Genomic DNA, 16,699 nt, shown 5'->3' with positions numbered 1-16,699 from the left:
CCGGATCTGGTCAGTCGCCGAGTTCGGCGAAGCCTTCTGCGACGCGGACGAGGGCGTCGGCGACGTGCGGCAGGGCGAGCGGGTCGGGAGCGGCGAGGGCGGCCTCCTGCTCCTCGTCGGTGTCGCCGTAGAGCATGCTGGTGGCGGCCTTGAAGCGCAGGGCGCCGGGGTCGTCGCCGAGATGGTGTCCCGCGAGGACGGCCAGGCCCCGCTCGTCCAGCAGGTGGCGGGCGAGCGCCGCCGATCCGTCGATCCCCCGCCGGGCCAGTGCTGCGCGCCGGGGCTCGAAGTCGGGGTAGACGTAGAACGCCCCGGTGGGCGGCCGGCAGGTGGCTCCCGCGGCCACCGCCGCGGCGTGCACGGCACGGGCCACGGCGCCGTGCAGCCGGGCGCTCGCCGCCAGCCGCTGCCGGATCTCGGGCGGGTCGCCGAAGGCGTACGCGGCGACCTGCTGCATCGGGCCCGACAACGTGGACCACAGGTCGCTGGCGACGGCGACCAGACGGTCGCGCAGGTCCCGCCCCCGTGCGCCGGGGGGCACCCGCAGTCCGCCGACGCGCCAGCCGCCGAGTGCCAGCGACTTGGACAGTCCGGTGGTCACCACGGTGCGGTCGGGCGCCACTTCGGCGGGGCTGAGGAAGGGTGCGTCCGGCCGGTGCATGACGTCGCGGTAGATCTCGTCCGAGACGACGACGAGGTCCTCCGCTTCGGCGATGCGGCACACCCGCTCGACCAGCGCGGCGGTGGCGAGCGTGCCGGTCGGGTTGTCGGGGAGCGTGAGCACGACGATGCGCGGGTCGCCCCCGGTCCGGCGGGCGCGTTCGATGGTCTCCGGCAGGGCGTCCGGGTCGGGGATGCCGCCGCACTCCGCGGGGATCGGGACGCCGTACACCCTCTTCCCCGCCATGCGGGCCTGCGGCTCGTAGGAGTTCCAGCTGGGACGCGGCAGGAGCACGTCCCCGGGCAGGACCAGGTTCAGTGCCATGAGCAGCGGCTTGCTGCCGGGCCCGAGCAGGACCTCGTGCGGCCCGGTGGGCAGGCCGCGGCGCTCGAAGTAGCCGGCGAGCGAGGCGAGCGCGTCCGGCGCTCCGGCCACGGGCCCGTAGGCGTTGCGGTGGGCGCCCGCGCGCAGTTGCTCCACCAGGGGGGCGAAGGCGGGCAGCCGGGACTCGCCGAAGCCGAGGTGAACGACGGACCGGCCTTCGGCCCGCAGCCGTGCGACCTCCTCGTTGAGGGCGAGGTTGGGCGACATCGAGGCGTTCACGGCCGCAGCGCCTCCCGGATGTCCTGGGGCGTGTCCGCCGCGATCTCCAGATCGCTCAGCCAGGTGGCGGTGGGGTCGTAGTGCGCCCGGAAGGGCCGGCCGACCAGGGCGGGGTTGCGGGCCTGCGCCAGCCGCAGCTGGAAGAACCGGCCGTCGCCGAAGGTCTCGACACCGTCCACCACGACCTTGCCGGGCGTGGTGGACATCACCGGGCCGCGTACGGTGCGGGCGAGTCCCGGCAGGGTGCGGTAGGCGGTGTGGAAGATCTCCGTCGCGCGGGCCAGCGGCACCTTGAAGTAGTCGTAGGGGCCGGTGTCGCGTTCGACGAACATGTAGTAGGGGACCGCGCCGAGCGCCAGTTCGGACTTCCACATGGAGGCCCAGGTATCGGCGTCGTCGTTGATGTGCGCGACCATCGGGGCCTGGCAGTAGACCACCGCTCCCGTGGCCCGGATCCGCCGCACGGCCTCGGTCACCCGGGCGGTGTGCAGCTCGCGGGGGTGGGTGAAGTGGGCCATGACGGCGACCTGTTTGCCCGCGGCCACGATCCGTTCGAAGAGACGCAGCAGCGAGTCGGCGTCCGCGTCGGTCACGAAGCGCTGCGGCCAGTAGGCCAGCGACTTGGTGCCGATGCGGACGGTGTCGACGCTGTCCACGCCGAGCAGCGGCTCCAGGTGCCCGGTGAGACGGTCGGTGCTCATCACCATCGGGTCGCCGCCCGTCACCAGCACGTCGCTGACCTCGGGATGCTGGTGCAGGTAGCGGACGAGTGGGTCCGGACCGGGGGCGGCGAATCGCAGGGACGGGTCGCCCACGAACTGCGCCCACCGGAAGCAGTAGGTGCAGAACGAGTGACAGGACTGTCCCTGCGTCGGGAAGTACAGCACCGTCTCGCGGTACTTGTGCTGCAGGCCGGCCAGCCGTTCGCCCTCGTGCACGGGCACGTTGTACTCGCGCTGTCCGGAGGGGTGGGGGTTGAGTCCGGCCCGGATCCGTGCGACCTCGGCGGCCAGCTCGCGCTTCGTCGCCCCGGCGCGCACGAGCGATTCCAGGGAGCGCTCGTCGTCCTCGGGGAGCATGCCCCGCTGCGGGAAGACCAGACGGAAGAGCGGGTCCTGTGCCGGATCCGTCCAGTCGATCAGTTCCTCGAGTACGTACTCGTTGACGCGGAACGGCAGGACGTGTGCCAGCAGTGCGATCCCGTCCCGCAGCTCCGGGGAAAGCCCGTGGCGCCGGACGATGTCATCGATCTGCCGCGGACCGAAGGCGCGGAAGCGGGTAGTGCCGACCGGCTGGTCGAGCATCAGTGTCATACGGGGTCCCTCTGAATTCGGCGGAATAACTGGGCGACGACGGGCCGACCCCAGTCGGCGGTCTTGGCGTCCAGCGCCGGTTACCCGTACGGGATTGGTTGATTCGAGTTCGTTCCCGAAGGCATAAAGACTCCGCATGGAACCGATAAGAGTGCCGAATTACGCCCCTTGACCTGCCTCCATAAATTCCTTGACCGAGGACGATAAGAGTTCTTTATGGCGCGCGAACGGAATTCGTTTGAAAGGCGGGTGGTGCGGCATTCGCTTCTCGTCGAAACCGTTGAGTGCGGAAGGAAAGATCATTGATGATCGGTTGCCCGCGTCGCGGACGCACACCATGAACCGCGCCGATGTCGCCCAGCCGGTGCTCATGCCGATGGGCCGGCCCCGGGCCGGCAGGTGCAGCGTCCTCGTCCACGCCGCCGGCGGTGGTGTCGGGGCCTACACGGGCGTGGGGTTCGCCCTGCGCCGGTCCGGCCCGGTCTTCGCCCTGCGCGGGTACGGACTGGCGCCGGGAGAGGAGCCGGACCGCAGCGTCACCGCCATGGCGGACCGCTACTGGTCACTGCTCACGGAACTCCCCGAGCCGCCGGGGCTGTTGTTCGGCTGGTCGCTCGGCGGCGTCCTCGCCTGGGAGCTGGCCGCACGGCTGGCCGGGGAGGGACGGCGGCCACGGGTGGTGATGGTCGACAGCCCCGCCGCCCGCATCGACCGGGACCCGGCGGCTGCGCGGCGGTGGCGCGAGCGGGTCCGCGCCTCCCTCGCCGCCGACGACAGCGGCGTCCCCGCCGACCGCGTCGCCGCGACCGCGGACGCCCACCTGGACGCCGTCGTCTCCTACCGGGCCGAGGTGCGCCACGACTGCCCCGCACTGCTGATGCCCTGCGCGGACGAGGACAACGACGCCCACCTGGCGGCCTGGCGCGAGGTGGCCACGGATCTGACCGTACGACCGCTGCCCGGCGACCACTTCACCGCCTTCGACGGTGAACGGCTGCCCCTTCTGCTGGACCACCTCAAGAACTTCCTGACGAGCACGGAGGAGCGGCATGCCTGACGGCATCCTGAGCCGGGCCCGCGCGGCGTTCGACGCGGCCCCGCCCGTGGGCGACCCCGCCTACGACCGGTACGCCCGGCTGCTCGGTGAGGAACTCGTGTCGCACTGGCCGCGGATCGCCAGGGCCAACGCGGCGGACGTCGCCGCGGCCCAGCGGCTCGGCATGTCGCCCACGCTGGTGCAGCGGCTGCGCCTGACCGACGTCCACCGGGACCGGATGGCCGAACTCACCGCACTGACCCGGGACGAGCTGCGGACGGTACGGGAGACCGAGGTGCCCGTCTCCGGTGCGGCGCGGCACGTCCACCGCGTCCCCCGGCCCCTCGGCGTCGTCCTGATGGTCTACGAGGCGCGGCCCACCGTCACCGTGGACGGCGCGCTCCTCCCGGTTGCCGTGGGAAACGCGGTGCTGCTGCGCGGCGGCAAGGAGACCGCCGCCACCAACGCCGCTCTCGAACGGGCCGTGCATGCCGCGCTGGTCGGAGCGGGGCTGCCCACCGGCCTCGTCACGGTGCTGGACGACCCGCACCGCCGGCAGCTGCGGGCCCTGCTGCAGCGGCCCGACCAGGTGGACGTGCTCATTCCGCGCGGCAGCCCGGCGCTGGTGGAGCACTGCCGCACCAGTGCCATCCCGCTGATCGCCGGCGGCGGCGGCGTCAACCACCTCTACGTCCACCGCAGCGCCGACCTGGACCTCGCCGTGCGTGCCACGCTGGACAGCAAGCTGCCCGAGCCGGCCGGGTGCACCTCGGTGGAGACCCTGCTGCTCGACCGCACCGTCGCCCGGGACTACCTCCAGGCGCTGGCTCGCGGGCTGGAGGGCCGGGAGACGGACCTGACCCTGCACACGGCTCCCGAACTGAGCGCTCTGGCCCCCTCCTCGCTCAAGACCGAACCCCTCGCCGCGCACGATCTGGGCCGGGAGTTCCTCGACCCGGTCGTGGCCGTCGTGCCGGTCGACGACGAGAACGCCGCGCTGGACCACATCCGCCGCCACGGCTCCGGGCACACGGAGGGGGTCATCGCCCGGGACCCGCACGTGATCGACGCCTTCCGCCGCCGCGCCGACGCCGCGATGGTCGTGGTCAACGGCTCGCTGCGGCTGCACGACGGCCCGACCCTCGGTCTGGGCACCGAGATCGCCATCGCGACCGGCCGTCTGCACGTGCGCGGTCCCGTGACGCTCGGCGCACTGGTCACCCACAGCTACGTCACCGACGGCGCCGGCGCGCTGCGCGGCTGACGTCCCGGCCTCCCGCCTCCCCGAAAGGTGTGCCATGCCCCATGAACTGTCCCTCGACCGGGACGCCGTTGCCACCGTCGTCAAGAAGGTGGTCATCGCCGAGTCCCGGCTGTCCCTCCCGCCCGACCGCGTCGCCGACGACGAACCGCTCGTCGGTGACCTGCTGAACGTCAACTCGCTCGGCTTCGTCGGCATGCTCGTGCGGATCGAGGACGAGCTCGACGTCATCCTCCCCGACGACCTGTTCGTGGGCCGCAGCTTCCGCACCGTCCGGGACCTGATCGACGTGGTGACGGCCGCGGAGGTGGGGCGGTGACGCACGGGATCCCCACGCGCTGGCGCAGCGTCCTCCCCCACCTGTCCCAGCCCCTGCCGCCGGACCGCACCCCGCCCCGCACCGCGGACGCCCCCGGCGAGATAAAGATCAACATCCCGACCGAACTGATCCGGCACAGCGTCTCCGCCCGCGAGTACTGGGACATTCCCGCCCCGGTCGCCGACCGCTACCGGCAGTACCGCCCGACCCCGCTGTGGCGCGCCCGCGGTTTCGAGGAGGCCGTCGGCGCCCGGGTCCCCGTGTACGTCAAGAACGAGGGCGTCAACATCTCGGGCAGTCACAAGCTCAACACGGCGCTGGCGCAGGCCCACTACTACCGCCAGGCCGGCGTCGAGGAGCTGGTCACGGGTACCGGCGCGGGCCAGTGGGGCACCGCCATGGCCGCGGCGTGCGCCCTGTTCGGCCTGCGCTGCCGGGTCTTCATGGTGGAATCCAGCCTTCGCCGAAAACCCTACCGCGGGGTCTTGATGCGCATGCTGGGCGCCGAGGTGCACTCCAGCCCCAGCGGCATGACGAAGGTCTCCGCCAAGGAGGACCTGGCCGCCGGCAACAGCCTCTCGCTCGCCATCGGGGAGGCCGTCGAGTACGCCGCCGACCACGACCGGGTGGCCTTCTGCATCGGCAGCGGCGAGACGTACAGCATCCTGCACCAGTCCGTGATCGGCCTGGAGGCGGAGGAACAACTCGCGGACCTGGGCGCCGAGATCGGCGCGGTCGTCGGATGCGTGGGCGCCGGGTCGAACTTCGGCGGCATCGCGCTGCCCTTCCACGCCACCGCCCGGGCCGCCGGCCGCGAGGGGCCCCGCCTGGTCGCCGCCGAGTCCAGCAGCACGCCGAAGCTGACCCGTGGCGTCTACGCCTACGACAAGACCGACGCCACCGGCAGCGGCCCGATGGAGGCCATGTACACCATCGGCAGCGATTACCGGATACCGGACGCGCACACCGCGGGTCTGCGCTTCCACGGAGCGGCGAAGCTCATCTCCGCGATGCGGCACAGCGGCGACATCGACGCCATGGCGGTCAGCCAGGCGGACGCCCTGGCCGCGGGCCGGCTGCTCGCCCGCCACGAGAGCGTCCTGCCGGCGCCCGAGTCCGGCCACGCCCTGGCGGCCGCCGCGCGCATCGCCGCCTCGCCCGACGCCACCGGCGGGGTCCTGGTGTGCGTCAGCGGACACGGCTACCTGGACCTCGGGGCCTACGAACACTTCCTCGACGGCGGGCTCGAGGACCAGTCCCCGCCCGACGAGGCGCTGGCCCGCGCGGTGGCCGGGCTGACACGGGTGGAGACCCGCCCGTGACCGCCCCCGCGGCCCCGTGCGTACGGACCGGGCTCCTGGACTGCGTACAGGTCAACCTGGCGGTCCTCGCGGACCGCCGGCACGGCCCCGGACGGCACCTCGCGCTGGGAGCGCGCCTGCGCTTCAGGCCGGAGCCCGGCCCCGACGGCCTGCCCACGGTGGATCCCCCGCCGGAGCGGCACCTGCGCGAAGGAGCCGCGCTCGTCGGCCTGCGGCCGGACCTCTTCGCCCACCGCGTTCCCGCCGGCGGACTGCGCGCCATGGCCGAAGGGGCATCCGCGGTCTACGCCGTGGCCGACTCCTACGACATGCCGTGGCTGCCCTATGCGGGCCGGGCGCACATGGAGCACGGCTTCCTGGCCGGCACCCACGGGGACGGAGCCGAGGTCGAGGACGCGTACGACAACGAGACGGCGTGGGGGCCGGCCAGGCCCGGCCGGTGGACCTTCCCGTGGGAGCGCCTGCCCACCGCCTCCTTCGCGTGCACGCTGTCCCCCGTGCCCGGATACCGCCCGCCCCGGCCGGAACTGTGCCTGGACGACGCGGCGGCCTACGTCGAGGCCTACACCGCCCACCCCGACCGGCTCGCCGCCCTGCGCCGGCTGACCGCGGAGACCTGGCTGCTGACACGGGCCCGCCACCTGCACGCCGCGTACCGCGCACACCTCGGCGAGCGGATGGACGCGGAGGACCACCTGCGCCGCTGGGACCGGCTCACCTCGACCGCGTTCATCGCCCAGCGGCGTGCCGAGCGGGGAAAGCCGGCCCCGGCGGCCCTGCTGCCCGAACTGGCGTCCCTGCTCACCGCAGACCGCGAGGTGTTCGCCGTCCGGCCCCACTGACCCCCACCCTGCCGATGCCCACCATCCGAGTGACGGAGACGTTGTGAACCAGCCCTTCATCGACCTGCTGACCCCCTTCCTGCCCCACCTCGGGGACCGCCCCCTCACCGAGGACAGCCGCCTGCACGACCTCGGGATGAACTCCATGAAGGCCATCGACCTGCTCTTCGCCATCGAGGACGGCCTCGGGGTCTCCCTTCCGGACGAGGACCTCAACGACGCCACCTTCGCCACCGCCGGCAGTCTGTGGGCCGCGGTGCAGCGGGCGGGCGCCGCCGAGGGAGACCGCAGGGCGGCGGCATGAGCGTCTCCGCGGTGCGGGAGCCCACCACCGGGGCCGGCTCCCGGCTCGGCGCACTGCCCGCCGACGCGAGCGGCGCCGACCTGTGGCGCGTCCTCGGCGCGGAGAACCGGCTCGCCGGGGTCTACCGCGGCAACGATCCACGCCGGGGCGTCGACACGGCGGCGCTGAGCGCACTGCTGACGGACCTCGACCGGCGCTTCGGCGTCGGTTCGACGCTCGCCGTGACCGTCCCGCTGGCCACGTGCCTGCCGCTGCTGGCCGCCGGGACCGGACCCGCCGCCCGGACGCTGGCCGACAGCCTCGACGGCCGCACCGTCGTGGCCCTCGCGGCCACCGACGAGAACTCCGGCTGCGACCTGGCGGGACTGGACACGTCCGTCTCGTTCGACGGGGAACACCTCCGGCTCGACGGCACCAAGCGCTGGATCACCAACGCCACGACGTGCGGTGCCGTTCTCGTCCTCGCCCGCCACCGGCCGGGCCCCCACTTCACCAACTTCACCTGGGTGCTCGTACCGGCCGACGCGCCCGGCGTACGCGCGGAACCTGCCGGGACGGAACTGTTCGACGGCTCCGGGACCGGTCATCTCACCTTCGACGGCGTCCGGCTCACCCGCGACCATGTCGTCGGGGGCACCGGTCGCGGACTGACCGCCTTCGCGGCCCACATCGCCACCGAGCGGCTGGCCGGCGCCCTGTGGGCGGGGGCGCTGTGCGAGCGGGTGCTGCGCGACACCGCCCGCCACCTGGGACGCCGCGGCGACGGGGACGGCGTCCTGTGGGAGAAGGAGGGGATACGCCAGCGCTGGGCGGGCGCGCTGCTGCGCTCCCGGCAGCACCGTGCCCTGACCGAGAGCCTCGCCGAAGCGGTCGCCGCCCGCCGCGACACCTCGGCCGCGGCGCTGCTCAAGGCGAGCGCCGGCGAGACCGTCGCGCACGTCCTCGACGTGTGTGCCCACCTCCAGGGCGCCCACGGTTTCCGGACCGGTGGCCCGCAGCAGCTGCGGGCGCAGGGCGCCCTGTTCGGGATCGGCGGGGGCACGACCGAGGTCGTTCTCGGCATCGTGGCCGAAACGGCTCCCGAGAGCGGTGCGGAGGAACGGCCATGAGCGTTCTGGAGATCAGCCGGGGAGTGTGGGTGGCCACCGGTGAGGCGCCCGCCGGCCGCCTCACCCCCGGCGACCTCGCCGCGGCACGCGGCCGGCCGGCCTGGCGCGCACACCAGATCCTGCAGGGGCGCGCACTCCTGCGCGGGCTGCTCGCCGAGGTGGCGCCCGGCAGTGCCGCGGAGCCGGTCGTGGCCGGTCACAACGGCAAACCGGTCCTGGCGGGCCGGTCCCGGCCCGGTATCAGCATCTCCCACGACGAGGAGCACACCGTCGTGGCCGTGGCGCACGGCCGCCGCGTCGGGGTGGACGTGCAGGTGCCGCCGAGGCGCGTCGGCCACTCCATGGTGCGGCGGTGCGCCGCACCGTACGCGAACCGTCTGTACCGCATGCCGGCGCACCTGCGGCACACCGTCTTCACCGAGATCTGGACGGTCCAGGAGGCATGCGTGAAGACCGACGGCAGCGGCATCGGCGGCTGCCCCTGGAGCATCGACGTGCCCCCGCACCTCGACCACGGTGACTGGCACGGACTGTGCTGGCGCAAGGTGCGAGACCTCATCGACGTACCCGTGGCCTGCGCCTGGGAGGCGACCCCATGACACCTGCCCTGTCCTGTTACTCCACCGCGCTGGTGGAGTACCTGGGAGGCGCGGCGGCCGAGGACCTGGCGGCGGCGGTGCACCTGTGGGTGCGCACCGACCGGCCGGACGGCGCGCTCGCCTTCTCCCACCACGACCGCGTCGACGGCGGGGTCCTGGTGCACGACCACCGCCCGGACTGGCCGTCGGCCCGTGCCGCGCTCGCCGGCCTGCTCGCCGGCGAGGGGCAGGTGATCGTGTCGGGCAACGCCTTCCACCTGCCCTGGTCGCCGCACCACGGGGTGCGGCGCGTCCCCCACTGGTTCCTGCTGCGGGCCCACGACGCGCAGGGATGGCTCGTGGCGGACCCGTTCCACGCCCTGATGCCCGGCGGTGAGCAACTGCCCTACGCCGGCGTGCTCGACGACGACGCGCTGCGCCGGGCGCTGACCCCGCTGGGGCGGATCGACCCGGCCGTCCGCAACCGGGAGGTGCACGCCCTGGGGGAACCGGTCGACATCGGCCCGACGGACGCCTACCGCTGGCTGCGCCGGGCCACCGCTCCGCCGGCCGGCCTCCCGGCGCCGTGGCCGGGCACCTGGCTGCGCGAGCCGCGGGAGGTGCTCGGGTACCTGCGGGACCGCCTCACTTCCGACGGGGCCCTCCTGGAGCGGCACGTCGACGACCTGTGGGCGGCGTCCCGGCACCAGCTCCACCGGCTGGGGCCGGACCCCGATCCGGACCTGGCGGACGCCTGGACCCAGCTGCCCAAGGCCCTGCGCTTCGCCGCCGACTCGGCGCGGCGCGGACGCCCCCGCACCGGTGTGGCCGAGCGGGCACTCGACGCCGTCGCCGGCCTCACGACCGGCAGGGAGGTGCACCGTGCTCGGGGTTGAGACGACGACGCCCCAGGTGGCCCCGCCGGGCGAGGCGACGGTGGACGGCACGCTCTTCCGCGCGGCGATGTCGGGGCTGGCGAAGTGCGTGTCGGTCACCACCGCCCTGGGACCGGGCGGGCCCGTGGGATGCACCACGACCTCGCTGATGTCGCTGTCCGTGGCACCGCCGAGCGTGCTGCTCGCCTTCGGCACGGGCGGACGCACCCTGAACGACCTGCTCGACGCCGGCCGCTTCGCCGTCAACGTGCTGTCCCGCACCCAGGGCCCGCTGGTCCGGCGCTTCGCCACCGGCACCCCCGCACAGCGTTTCCGGGACACGCCGTACGCCGTGGTCCGGGGCGTCCCGGTCCTGCACGACGCCAGCGTCGTGATGACGTGCGACGTCGCGGAGACGGCAACCGCCGCCGACCACGTCCTGGTCGTCGGCGTCGTGCGTCATCTCACCACCACCCCCGGTTCCCCGCTGGTGCTCGTCACCGGGGAACCGCACATCACCACTCCCCTGCCGGCCGCCCCGAGCGCGGCCGACGACCAGCGTTGACCTGGAGAGACCATGCCAGCGACTTCCGTCCCTGCGGTGACCCACCGGCCCGAGGAACGCTTCGACGAGTTCCTCCTGGCCGCCGCGGCCACGCACCCCGACCATCCCGCCGTGGTGGAGTACGCCGACGGCACGGAACAGGTGACGACCTTCGGCGCCCTGCGCGCGGCCGCCGAGCGGTACGCCGCCGAACTGGACCGTTTCGGCCTGCGGATCGGCGACCGCGTCATGATCGTCTCCGACACGTCCGCCGAGGCCCTCGCCCTCGTGCTGGCGTGTTCCTCGCGCGGTCTGCCCTTCGTCCCGGTCAGCCCGGAGACGCCGGCCGAACGGCGCGAGACGATCGAGCGGCTGGCGGAGCCCCTGCTGTGCCTGAGCGCCGCCGGGGGCCCCGCGGCGGCGGTGGGGCACGGCCGGTTCGGCGCGGGCCGCATCGAGGTGCCGCGTCCACCCCTGCGCCGTGAGCGGCTGCGGCACGCCGTGACGCCGGGCGACATCGCCTACATCATCTTCACCTCCGGCACCACCGGCCGGCCCAAGGGCGTCGTGATGAGCCACCGTGCCGTCGTCGCCTTCTACCGGGGCATGCTCGCCGAGGAGTTCGTGTCGGTGGGCGACCGGGTGGCGTCGACCTCTCCGCTCCAGTTCGACTTCTCACTGCTGGACATCGGCATGGCACTGGGCAGCGGGGCCGCGGTCGTCCCCGTCCCCCGGGCCCTGTTGCGCTGGCCGACGAGATTCCTCAAGGTGCTGCGTGCCACCCGCGCCACCCAGGTCAACGGGGTGCCGTCCATCTGGCGGCAGTCGCTGCGCCACATCCCCGACCAGCTCGCCGGCCTGCCCGATCTGCGGGGAGTGCTCTTCTGCGGGGAGGAGTTCCCGCTGGGGGAACTGCGCCACCTCCAGCGCCTGCGGCCCGGCATCCGTCTGGTCAACTGCTACGGAGCCACGGAATCCATGGCGGCCAGTTTCGCCGAGGTCCCCGATCCACTGCCCGGTGACGCCGCGCATCTGTCCATCGGCAACGGCCACCGGGGCACCGACATCCTCCTGCTGGACCCCGAGGGGGCTCCCGTAAGGGAAGAGGGCGTCGTCGGCGAGATGTACCTGCGCAGCCCGGCGCTGATGACCGGCTACTGGGGGGACGCCGAAGCCACGGACGCGGTCCTCGTCAGGGACCCGCTGGAGCCCCGCTCCGGGCAGCTCCTGTTGCGGACCGGCGACCTGGCCTTCCGGTCCGCCGACGGCGCGCTGCACTTCTGCGGGAGGCGGGACTCCCAGGTGCAGATCCGGGGCAACCGGGTGGAGCCGGCGGAGGTGCAGCGACGGCTGCTGGCCCATCCCCAGGTGCGGGAGGCGGCCGTCGTGGCGTACCAGGGGTCGGACGGCAGCACCGAGTTGAGCGCGTTCGTCGTGCCGGCCGACAGTGGGGCCGGCACGGCCGAGAGTGACCTGCTGGCGTTCTGTCTGCGGTCGATGCCCGCGTACATGGCACCCAGTGTGGTGCGCCTGGTGGCGGATCTCCCCGTCAACCAGCACGGCAAGACGGACCACCGGCGACTCCTCGCCCAGCTCCTCACGGACGCTGCCTGACCGGTGCACGGGCTCCGTGGCTCCGGCAGCGGGGCCCGGAGTCCGTTCAGTGCGCGCTGACCACGTCGGAGGCGGCCTTCAGCACGGCGTCGAGGACCGGGTGCCCGACGTCACCGCGCCGCCACAGGGCCCGGGTGTGGGTGGAGGTGGCGGGTAACCAGTCGACGACCTTGCGGAGCCGGCCGTCGGCGATGTCCTCGGCCACGGACACCTCGGGAAGCAGTCCCACGCCGATGCCGCTCTCCGCCATGCGCTTCACCGCGGTGATGGAATCGAGTTTCAGCGTCCTTCCCGCCTTCAGGGTCGCCTCGGCCTCGTTCAGCAGACCGCCGCAGTGACGGACATCGATGTCGGCCGTGACGAGCATCGACGACACCGCCGCACGGGTGCCCGGTCGTCCCCCGGCCACCAGGGCGAAGGGTTCGGGGCAGAGATCGCGGTGCTCCAGATCCTCGTCCTCGTCCGAGGGGCCGCTTCCTATCATGAACACGCAGTCCATCTGCCCGTTGCGCAGCATGGCGAGCGCTCCCTGCGGAGTGGACAGCCGCAGCGAGACATCCATGTCCGGATAACGCAGGAGCAAGTACTCGATCAACGGGAGCAGTCGGTGGTTGATGAGGCTTTCCGACGCCCCCACGCACAGTCTTCCCTGCGGCCGGAGCGAGGTCTCCGCGATGCGCCGGACACGTCCGCTGAGCCGCACGATCTCACGGGCCGGTGCGACGATGGAGTGGCCTGCCGTCGTCGGCCTGACACCGCCCGGCAGGCGTTCCAGCAGGGTCGCACCGAGCCACCGCTCCAACGCCTTGATGCGGTTGGTCACCGTGGGCTGGGTCACCTGCAGCAGGCTCGCCGCCCGTGTGACGCTGCCGGCGTCCACGGCGCCCAGAAATGCCTCGAGATGCCGCGTGTCCACATGGTCCCCCGTGGTGGTCAACCCATTGAAGAACGAGCCGGCGCCGACGCCGGTCCCTTTGCTGGCTGCGCCGTCCTGTCCTTGCGGTCACGGATTGCATACAAGTGATCGCGATGTCGGCGAGCGTAGCGGCCCCCTTGTCCCTCATCAATGTGTTTGGTATGCGCCTTCACGGGGAGGAGCCTTTTCGCCGACGGCGGATTTCACGCCATTCTGAGGGCAGTGAGCGCGGGGGCACGCAAGCACCGGATCACCGCCCTTCTCCGCGTCGCGGACCGGAATCCCGGACCTGGTCTGCGGAATCCGCGGCCCGGCCGGCAACCGGTGTGCGGGAGGCGGCGCCAATCAAGCCAGGCACTCGACAGGCCGGAGGCCGACGCGCCCTGCCCCCACGCCTCGCCGCCGCTCGGGACGGAGCAGGAGACGATCCGTGGCCCGCCCGGTGACGAGCGGGCAGGTGCCCGCTCCGGTCATCACTGTGGGCCGTGGGAGGCGGTGGCCTTGTCCTGACCCTTGACCGGACCGGCCGGGCCTGCCCGTCCTGAGCCGCGCACACCGGGTAGGTCACTGATACTGGACAAATGGGCAAGCTTCGGCAATACGTCCCGGTGGGCCGGCGGGACGAGCGGGTGCCGTCGGAAGCCGGCCCGAAGGGGCGTCGCGGCTCGGCCGGCCGGCGCGTCCTGTCGATGCTGAATCCGCGCAGCGTCGCGGGTCAGGTCTTCCTGCTGCAACTGGTGGTGGTGCTGCTGCTCATCGTCACGGCCGTGGTGGCCCTCGTGATCCAGGACCGCAACAGCGCGATCCAGGAGGCCGGTGACCGGTCGCTGGTGGCGGCGGAGTCGTTCGCGAAGGCGCCGGGCACGGCGGAGGCTATGCAGAGCGACGACCCGACCGCGGCGCTTCAGCCCCATGCCGAGGCAGTGCGCGAGAAGACCGGCGTCGACTATGTCGTGGCGCTGAGCCCTTACGGTTTCCGCTGGACCCACCCGGACCCGGACCAGATCGGGGAGCACGTCTCCGCCTCCTACGGCGAGGCGCTCGAAGGTGAGCCCCACCAGACCACGTTCGACAGCAGTCTGGGGAAGGCCGTCGATTCGACGGTGGCCGTCTTCGACGAGGAGGGCACCGCGGTCGGCCTCGTCACCGTGGGGGTCACGGTGGACAAGGTGACCAGTGTGGTGCAGCACCAGCTCCCGGTGCTGTTCGCGGCCGGCGGTGTCGCGCTGCTCCTGGCCGCAGGCGGGTCGGCGCTGGTCAGTGGGCGGCTGAGGCGCCAGACCCGCGGTCTGCTGCCGGTGGAGATGACCCGCATGTACGAGCATCACGACGCGGTGCTGCACGCGGTGCGCGAAGGCGTGATCATCACGGACGGCGACGGGAGGCTGCTGCTGGTCAACGACGAGGCGCGCCGGCTGCTCGCCCTGCCGCCGAAGGCCGAGGGCAAGCCGGTCACCGCGCTCGGGCTGAGCCCGGCCCTGTCCGGGCTGCTGGAGTCGGCCCGGGCGGTCACGGACAAGGTCTTCCTCGCCGGGGACCTGCTGCTCGCGGTCAGTCTGCGGCCGGTGGGGCCGAAGGGGGGTGTCGTCGCCACCCTGCGGGACACCACGGAGCTGCGCGCCCTCGCGGGGCGGGCGGAGGTGGCGGGCGGGCGCCTGCGGCTGCTGTACGAGGCGAGTACGCGGATCGGGACGACCCTGGACATGAAGCGCACCGCCGAGGAGCTGACCGAGGTGGCGGTTCCGCACTTCGCCGACTTCGCCACCGTGGAGTTGGTCGAGCCCGTCCTGCTCGGTGACGAGCCGACGGGGGCGCGTACGGAGATGCGCCGCGTCGCGGCCGCGGGCATCCGGGAGGAAGCGCCGCTCAATCCCGTCGGGACGCCCCTGCGCTACGTGTCCGACAACCCCGTGTCCGTGGGCATGACCACCGGCCGTCCGGTCCTGGTGCCGCATCTCGCCATGGCCGAGGGATGGCGCGCCCAGGACCCGGAGCAGACCAGGAAGGTCATCGACTACGGGATCCACTCCATGATCTCCGTGCCGCTCCGGGCCCGGGGGCAATTGCTCGGCGTCGTGGAGTTCTGGCGTTCGGAGCAGGACCCCTTCGAGCCGGACGACCTCTCGCCCGCCGAGGAGCTCGCCACGAGGGCGGCCGTGTGCATCGACAACGCGCGCCGCTACACCCGCGAGCACACCACGGCTGTCACCCTCCAGCGCAGCCTGCTGCCCAGGACGTTCCCCGAGCTGTCCGCCCTGGAGGTAGGGCATCGGTACCTTCCCGCCCAGGCGGGGGTGGGCGGCGACTGGTACGACGTCATCCCGCTGCCGGGGGCCAGGGTGGCCCTGGTGGTCGGCGACGTCGTCGGGCACGGACTGCACGCCGCCGCGACGATGGGCCGCCTGAGAACCGCGGTGCACAACTTCGCGTCACTGGACCTGTCCCCGGACGAGCTGCTCGCGCACCTGGACGATGTGATCACCCGGATCGACCAGGACGCGGCGGCCGAGGGGAACACCGAGACCGTCACCGGCGCCACCTGCCTCTACGCCGTCTACGATCCGGTCTCCGGCCGGTGTGTCCTCGCCCGGGCCGGCCACCCCGGCCCGGCGCTGGTCTCACCCGACGGCTCCGTGACCTTCCCCGACATCCCCGTCGCCCCGCCGCTCGGCGTGGGAGGAGGGCTGCCGGTCGAGACGGCCGAACTCCGGCTGGCCGCCGACAGCCGGCTGGTCCTGTACACCGACGGGCTGGTCGAGGCCCGGGGGCGTGACATCGACATCGGGCTCGGCATGCTGCGGGAGGCCCTGCTCCGTACGGACGGAGCCTCCCCGGACGGCACCTGCCGTGCGGTGCTCGACGCGATGCTGCGCGACGGGTCGACCGACGACATCGCCCTGCTCGTGGCACGGACCCGGCTGCTGGACCCGGACCGGGTCGCGGAGTGGGAGGTGCCCGACGACCCCGCCGCCGTCTCCCGGATCCGGGCCGAGGCCACCGGCAGGCTGGAGTCCTGGGGGCTCGGTGAGGCCGCCTTCACGACCGAGCTGATCCTCAGCGAACTGGTCACCAACGCCATCCGTTACGGGGCGAGCCCCATCAGCCTGCGGCTGCTGCGCGACGGCGACAGTCTGATCTGCGAGGTCGGCGACGGCACCAGCACCTCCCCGCACCTGCGCCGCGCGGCCAGCACCGACGAGGGGGGCCGTGGTCTGTTCCTCGTGGCGCAGCTGTCACGCCGCTGGGGCACCCGGTACACCGACCGGGGGAAGATCATCTGGGCTGAGCAGGCGCTGGACGCCGGGGCCGCCGGCGACCTGGGCGGTCTCCTGATGGCCGACCTGTGAGGGGTGCCTGCGGGGCCACGGGACCGGCGCCTGCCTCACAGGCGCGCCCGTCCGG

At 73.0% G+C, this 16,699-nt stretch carries 15 protein-coding genes; 12 read left to right on the top strand and 3 right to left on the bottom strand.

The window, feature by feature from the left end:
- Positions 1-10 precede the first annotated feature (10 nt).
- Together IE118_RS27710 and IE118_RS27705 are read right to left on the bottom strand one after the other, a co-directional pair.
- Positions 11-1,252 (bottom strand): pyridoxal phosphate-dependent aminotransferase, encoded by a 1,242-nt coding sequence (locus tag IE118_RS27710; RefSeq protein WP_189560912.1) that lies wholly within the window; start codon positions 1,250-1,252, stop codon positions 11-13.
- Positions 1,253-1,260: 8 nt separating this feature from the next.
- Positions 1,261-2,577: a KamA family radical SAM protein gene (locus IE118_RS27705; protein ID WP_189560805.1), complete on the bottom strand. Its 1,317-nt coding sequence runs from the start codon at positions 2,575-2,577 to the stop codon at positions 1,261-1,263.
- 337 nt (positions 2,578-2,914) lie between these two features.
- Between IE118_RS27705 and IE118_RS27700 the strand changes: the two genes are divergently transcribed.
- Genes IE118_RS27700 through IE118_RS27650 form a run of 11 tightly spaced genes read left to right on the top strand, consistent with a single transcriptional unit; the run spans position 2,915 to position 12,381 of the window.
- Entirely contained in the window at positions 2,915-3,634 is a 720-nt protein-coding gene (locus tag IE118_RS27700) for a thioesterase domain-containing protein (RefSeq protein WP_189560804.1), read from the top strand.
- Positions 3,627-4,877 (top strand): glutamate-5-semialdehyde dehydrogenase, encoded by a 1,251-nt coding sequence (locus tag IE118_RS27695; protein ID WP_189560803.1) that lies wholly within the window; start codon positions 3,627-3,629, stop codon positions 4,875-4,877. Before IE118_RS27700 ends, IE118_RS27695 begins: the two co-directional genes overlap by 8 nt.
- Before the next feature lie 34 nt (positions 4,878-4,911).
- Positions 4,912-5,193 (top strand): acyl carrier protein, encoded by a 282-nt coding sequence (locus IE118_RS27690; protein WP_189560802.1) that lies wholly within the window; start codon positions 4,912-4,914, stop codon positions 5,191-5,193.
- On the top strand, positions 5,190-6,515 hold the full coding sequence (locus tag IE118_RS27685) for a TrpB-like pyridoxal phosphate-dependent enzyme (RefSeq protein ID WP_189560801.1): 1,326 nt from the start codon (positions 5,190-5,192) through the stop codon (positions 6,513-6,515). Before IE118_RS27690 ends, IE118_RS27685 begins: the two co-directional genes overlap by 4 nt.
- On the top strand, positions 6,512-7,357 hold the full coding sequence (locus IE118_RS27680) for an acyl carrier protein (RefSeq protein WP_189560800.1): 846 nt from the start codon (positions 6,512-6,514) through the stop codon (positions 7,355-7,357). The genes IE118_RS27685 and IE118_RS27680 overlap by 4 nt, the downstream gene beginning before the upstream one ends.
- Before the next feature lie 43 nt (positions 7,358-7,400).
- Entirely contained in the window at positions 7,401-7,661 is a 261-nt protein-coding gene (locus tag IE118_RS27675; RefSeq protein WP_189560799.1) for an acyl carrier protein, read from the top strand.
- On the top strand, positions 7,658-8,770 hold the full coding sequence (locus IE118_RS27670) for an acyl-CoA dehydrogenase family protein (RefSeq protein ID WP_189560798.1): 1,113 nt from the start codon (positions 7,658-7,660) through the stop codon (positions 8,768-8,770). The genes IE118_RS27675 and IE118_RS27670 overlap by 4 nt, the downstream gene beginning before the upstream one ends.
- A complete protein-coding gene (locus IE118_RS27665) occupies positions 8,767-9,369 on the top strand; it encodes a 4'-phosphopantetheinyl transferase family protein (protein WP_189560797.1) in 603 nt (200 codons plus the stop codon). Before IE118_RS27670 ends, IE118_RS27665 begins: the two co-directional genes overlap by 4 nt.
- Positions 9,366-10,244: a hypothetical protein gene (locus tag IE118_RS27660; protein WP_189560796.1), complete on the top strand. Its 879-nt coding sequence runs from the start codon at positions 9,366-9,368 to the stop codon at positions 10,242-10,244. The genes IE118_RS27665 and IE118_RS27660 overlap by 4 nt, the downstream gene beginning before the upstream one ends.
- Entirely contained in the window at positions 10,231-10,788 is a 558-nt protein-coding gene (locus IE118_RS27655) for a flavin reductase family protein (protein WP_189560795.1), read from the top strand. The genes IE118_RS27660 and IE118_RS27655 overlap by 14 nt, the downstream gene beginning before the upstream one ends.
- A 12-nt stretch (positions 10,789-10,800) precedes the next feature.
- The gene (locus tag IE118_RS27650; protein ID WP_189560794.1) at positions 10,801-12,381 is read left to right on the top strand and encodes an AMP-binding protein; all 1,581 of its coding nucleotides are present in this window, start codon (positions 10,801-10,803) and stop codon (positions 12,379-12,381) included.
- A gap of 46 nt (positions 12,382-12,427) precedes the next feature.
- Here IE118_RS27650 and IE118_RS27645 read toward each other — a convergent pair whose 3' ends face one another.
- Positions 12,428-13,318 carry a LysR family transcriptional regulator gene (locus tag IE118_RS27645; RefSeq protein ID WP_229846953.1) on the bottom strand — a complete coding sequence of 297 codons (891 nt, stop codon included), beginning with the start codon at positions 13,316-13,318 and terminating at the stop codon, positions 12,428-12,430.
- A 560-nt stretch (positions 13,319-13,878) separates the two neighbouring features.
- On the opposite strand from IE118_RS27645, the gene IE118_RS27640 reads away from it, so the two are divergent.
- The gene (locus IE118_RS27640) at positions 13,879-16,644 is read left to right on the top strand and encodes a SpoIIE family protein phosphatase (protein ID WP_373298320.1); all 2,766 of its coding nucleotides are present in this window, start codon (positions 13,879-13,881) and stop codon (positions 16,642-16,644) included.
- The last annotated feature ends 55 nt before the right edge of the window (positions 16,645-16,699 follow it).

The sequence above is a fragment of the Streptomyces pilosus genome (genome assembly GCF_014649835.1).
Taxonomy (GTDB): Bacteria; Actinomycetota; Actinomycetes; order Streptomycetales; family Streptomycetaceae; genus Streptomyces; species Streptomyces pilosus.
This window is presented reverse-complemented; position numbering and strand designations above follow the sequence as displayed.

Excerpts from the sequence above, each read along its gene's own strand:
- IE118_RS27710 (WP_189560912.1), bottom strand. The coding sequence starts at position 1,252 with ATGTCGCCCAACCTCGCCCTCAACGAGGAGGTCGCACGGCTGCGGGCC.
- IE118_RS27705 (WP_189560805.1), bottom strand. The coding sequence starts at position 2,577 with ATGACACTGATGCTCGACCAGCCGGTCGGCACTACCCGCTTCCGCGCC.
- IE118_RS27700 (WP_189560804.1), top strand. The coding sequence starts at position 2,915 with ATGAACCGCGCCGATGTCGCCCAGCCGGTGCTCATGCCGATGGGCCGG.
- IE118_RS27695 (WP_189560803.1), top strand. The coding sequence starts at position 3,627 with ATGCCTGACGGCATCCTGAGCCGGGCCCGCGCGGCGTTCGACGCGGCC.
- IE118_RS27690 (WP_189560802.1), top strand. The coding sequence starts at position 4,912 with ATGCCCCATGAACTGTCCCTCGACCGGGACGCCGTTGCCACCGTCGTC.
- IE118_RS27670 (WP_189560798.1), top strand. The coding sequence starts at position 7,658 with ATGAGCGTCTCCGCGGTGCGGGAGCCCACCACCGGGGCCGGCTCCCGG.
- IE118_RS27665 (WP_189560797.1), top strand. The coding sequence starts at position 8,767 with ATGAGCGTTCTGGAGATCAGCCGGGGAGTGTGGGTGGCCACCGGTGAG.
- IE118_RS27660 (WP_189560796.1), top strand. The coding sequence starts at position 9,366 with ATGACACCTGCCCTGTCCTGTTACTCCACCGCGCTGGTGGAGTACCTG.
- IE118_RS27650 (WP_189560794.1), top strand. The coding sequence starts at position 10,801 with ATGCCAGCGACTTCCGTCCCTGCGGTGACCCACCGGCCCGAGGAACGC.
- IE118_RS27640 (WP_373298320.1), top strand. The coding sequence starts at position 13,879 with ATGGGCAAGCTTCGGCAATACGTCCCGGTGGGCCGGCGGGACGAGCGG.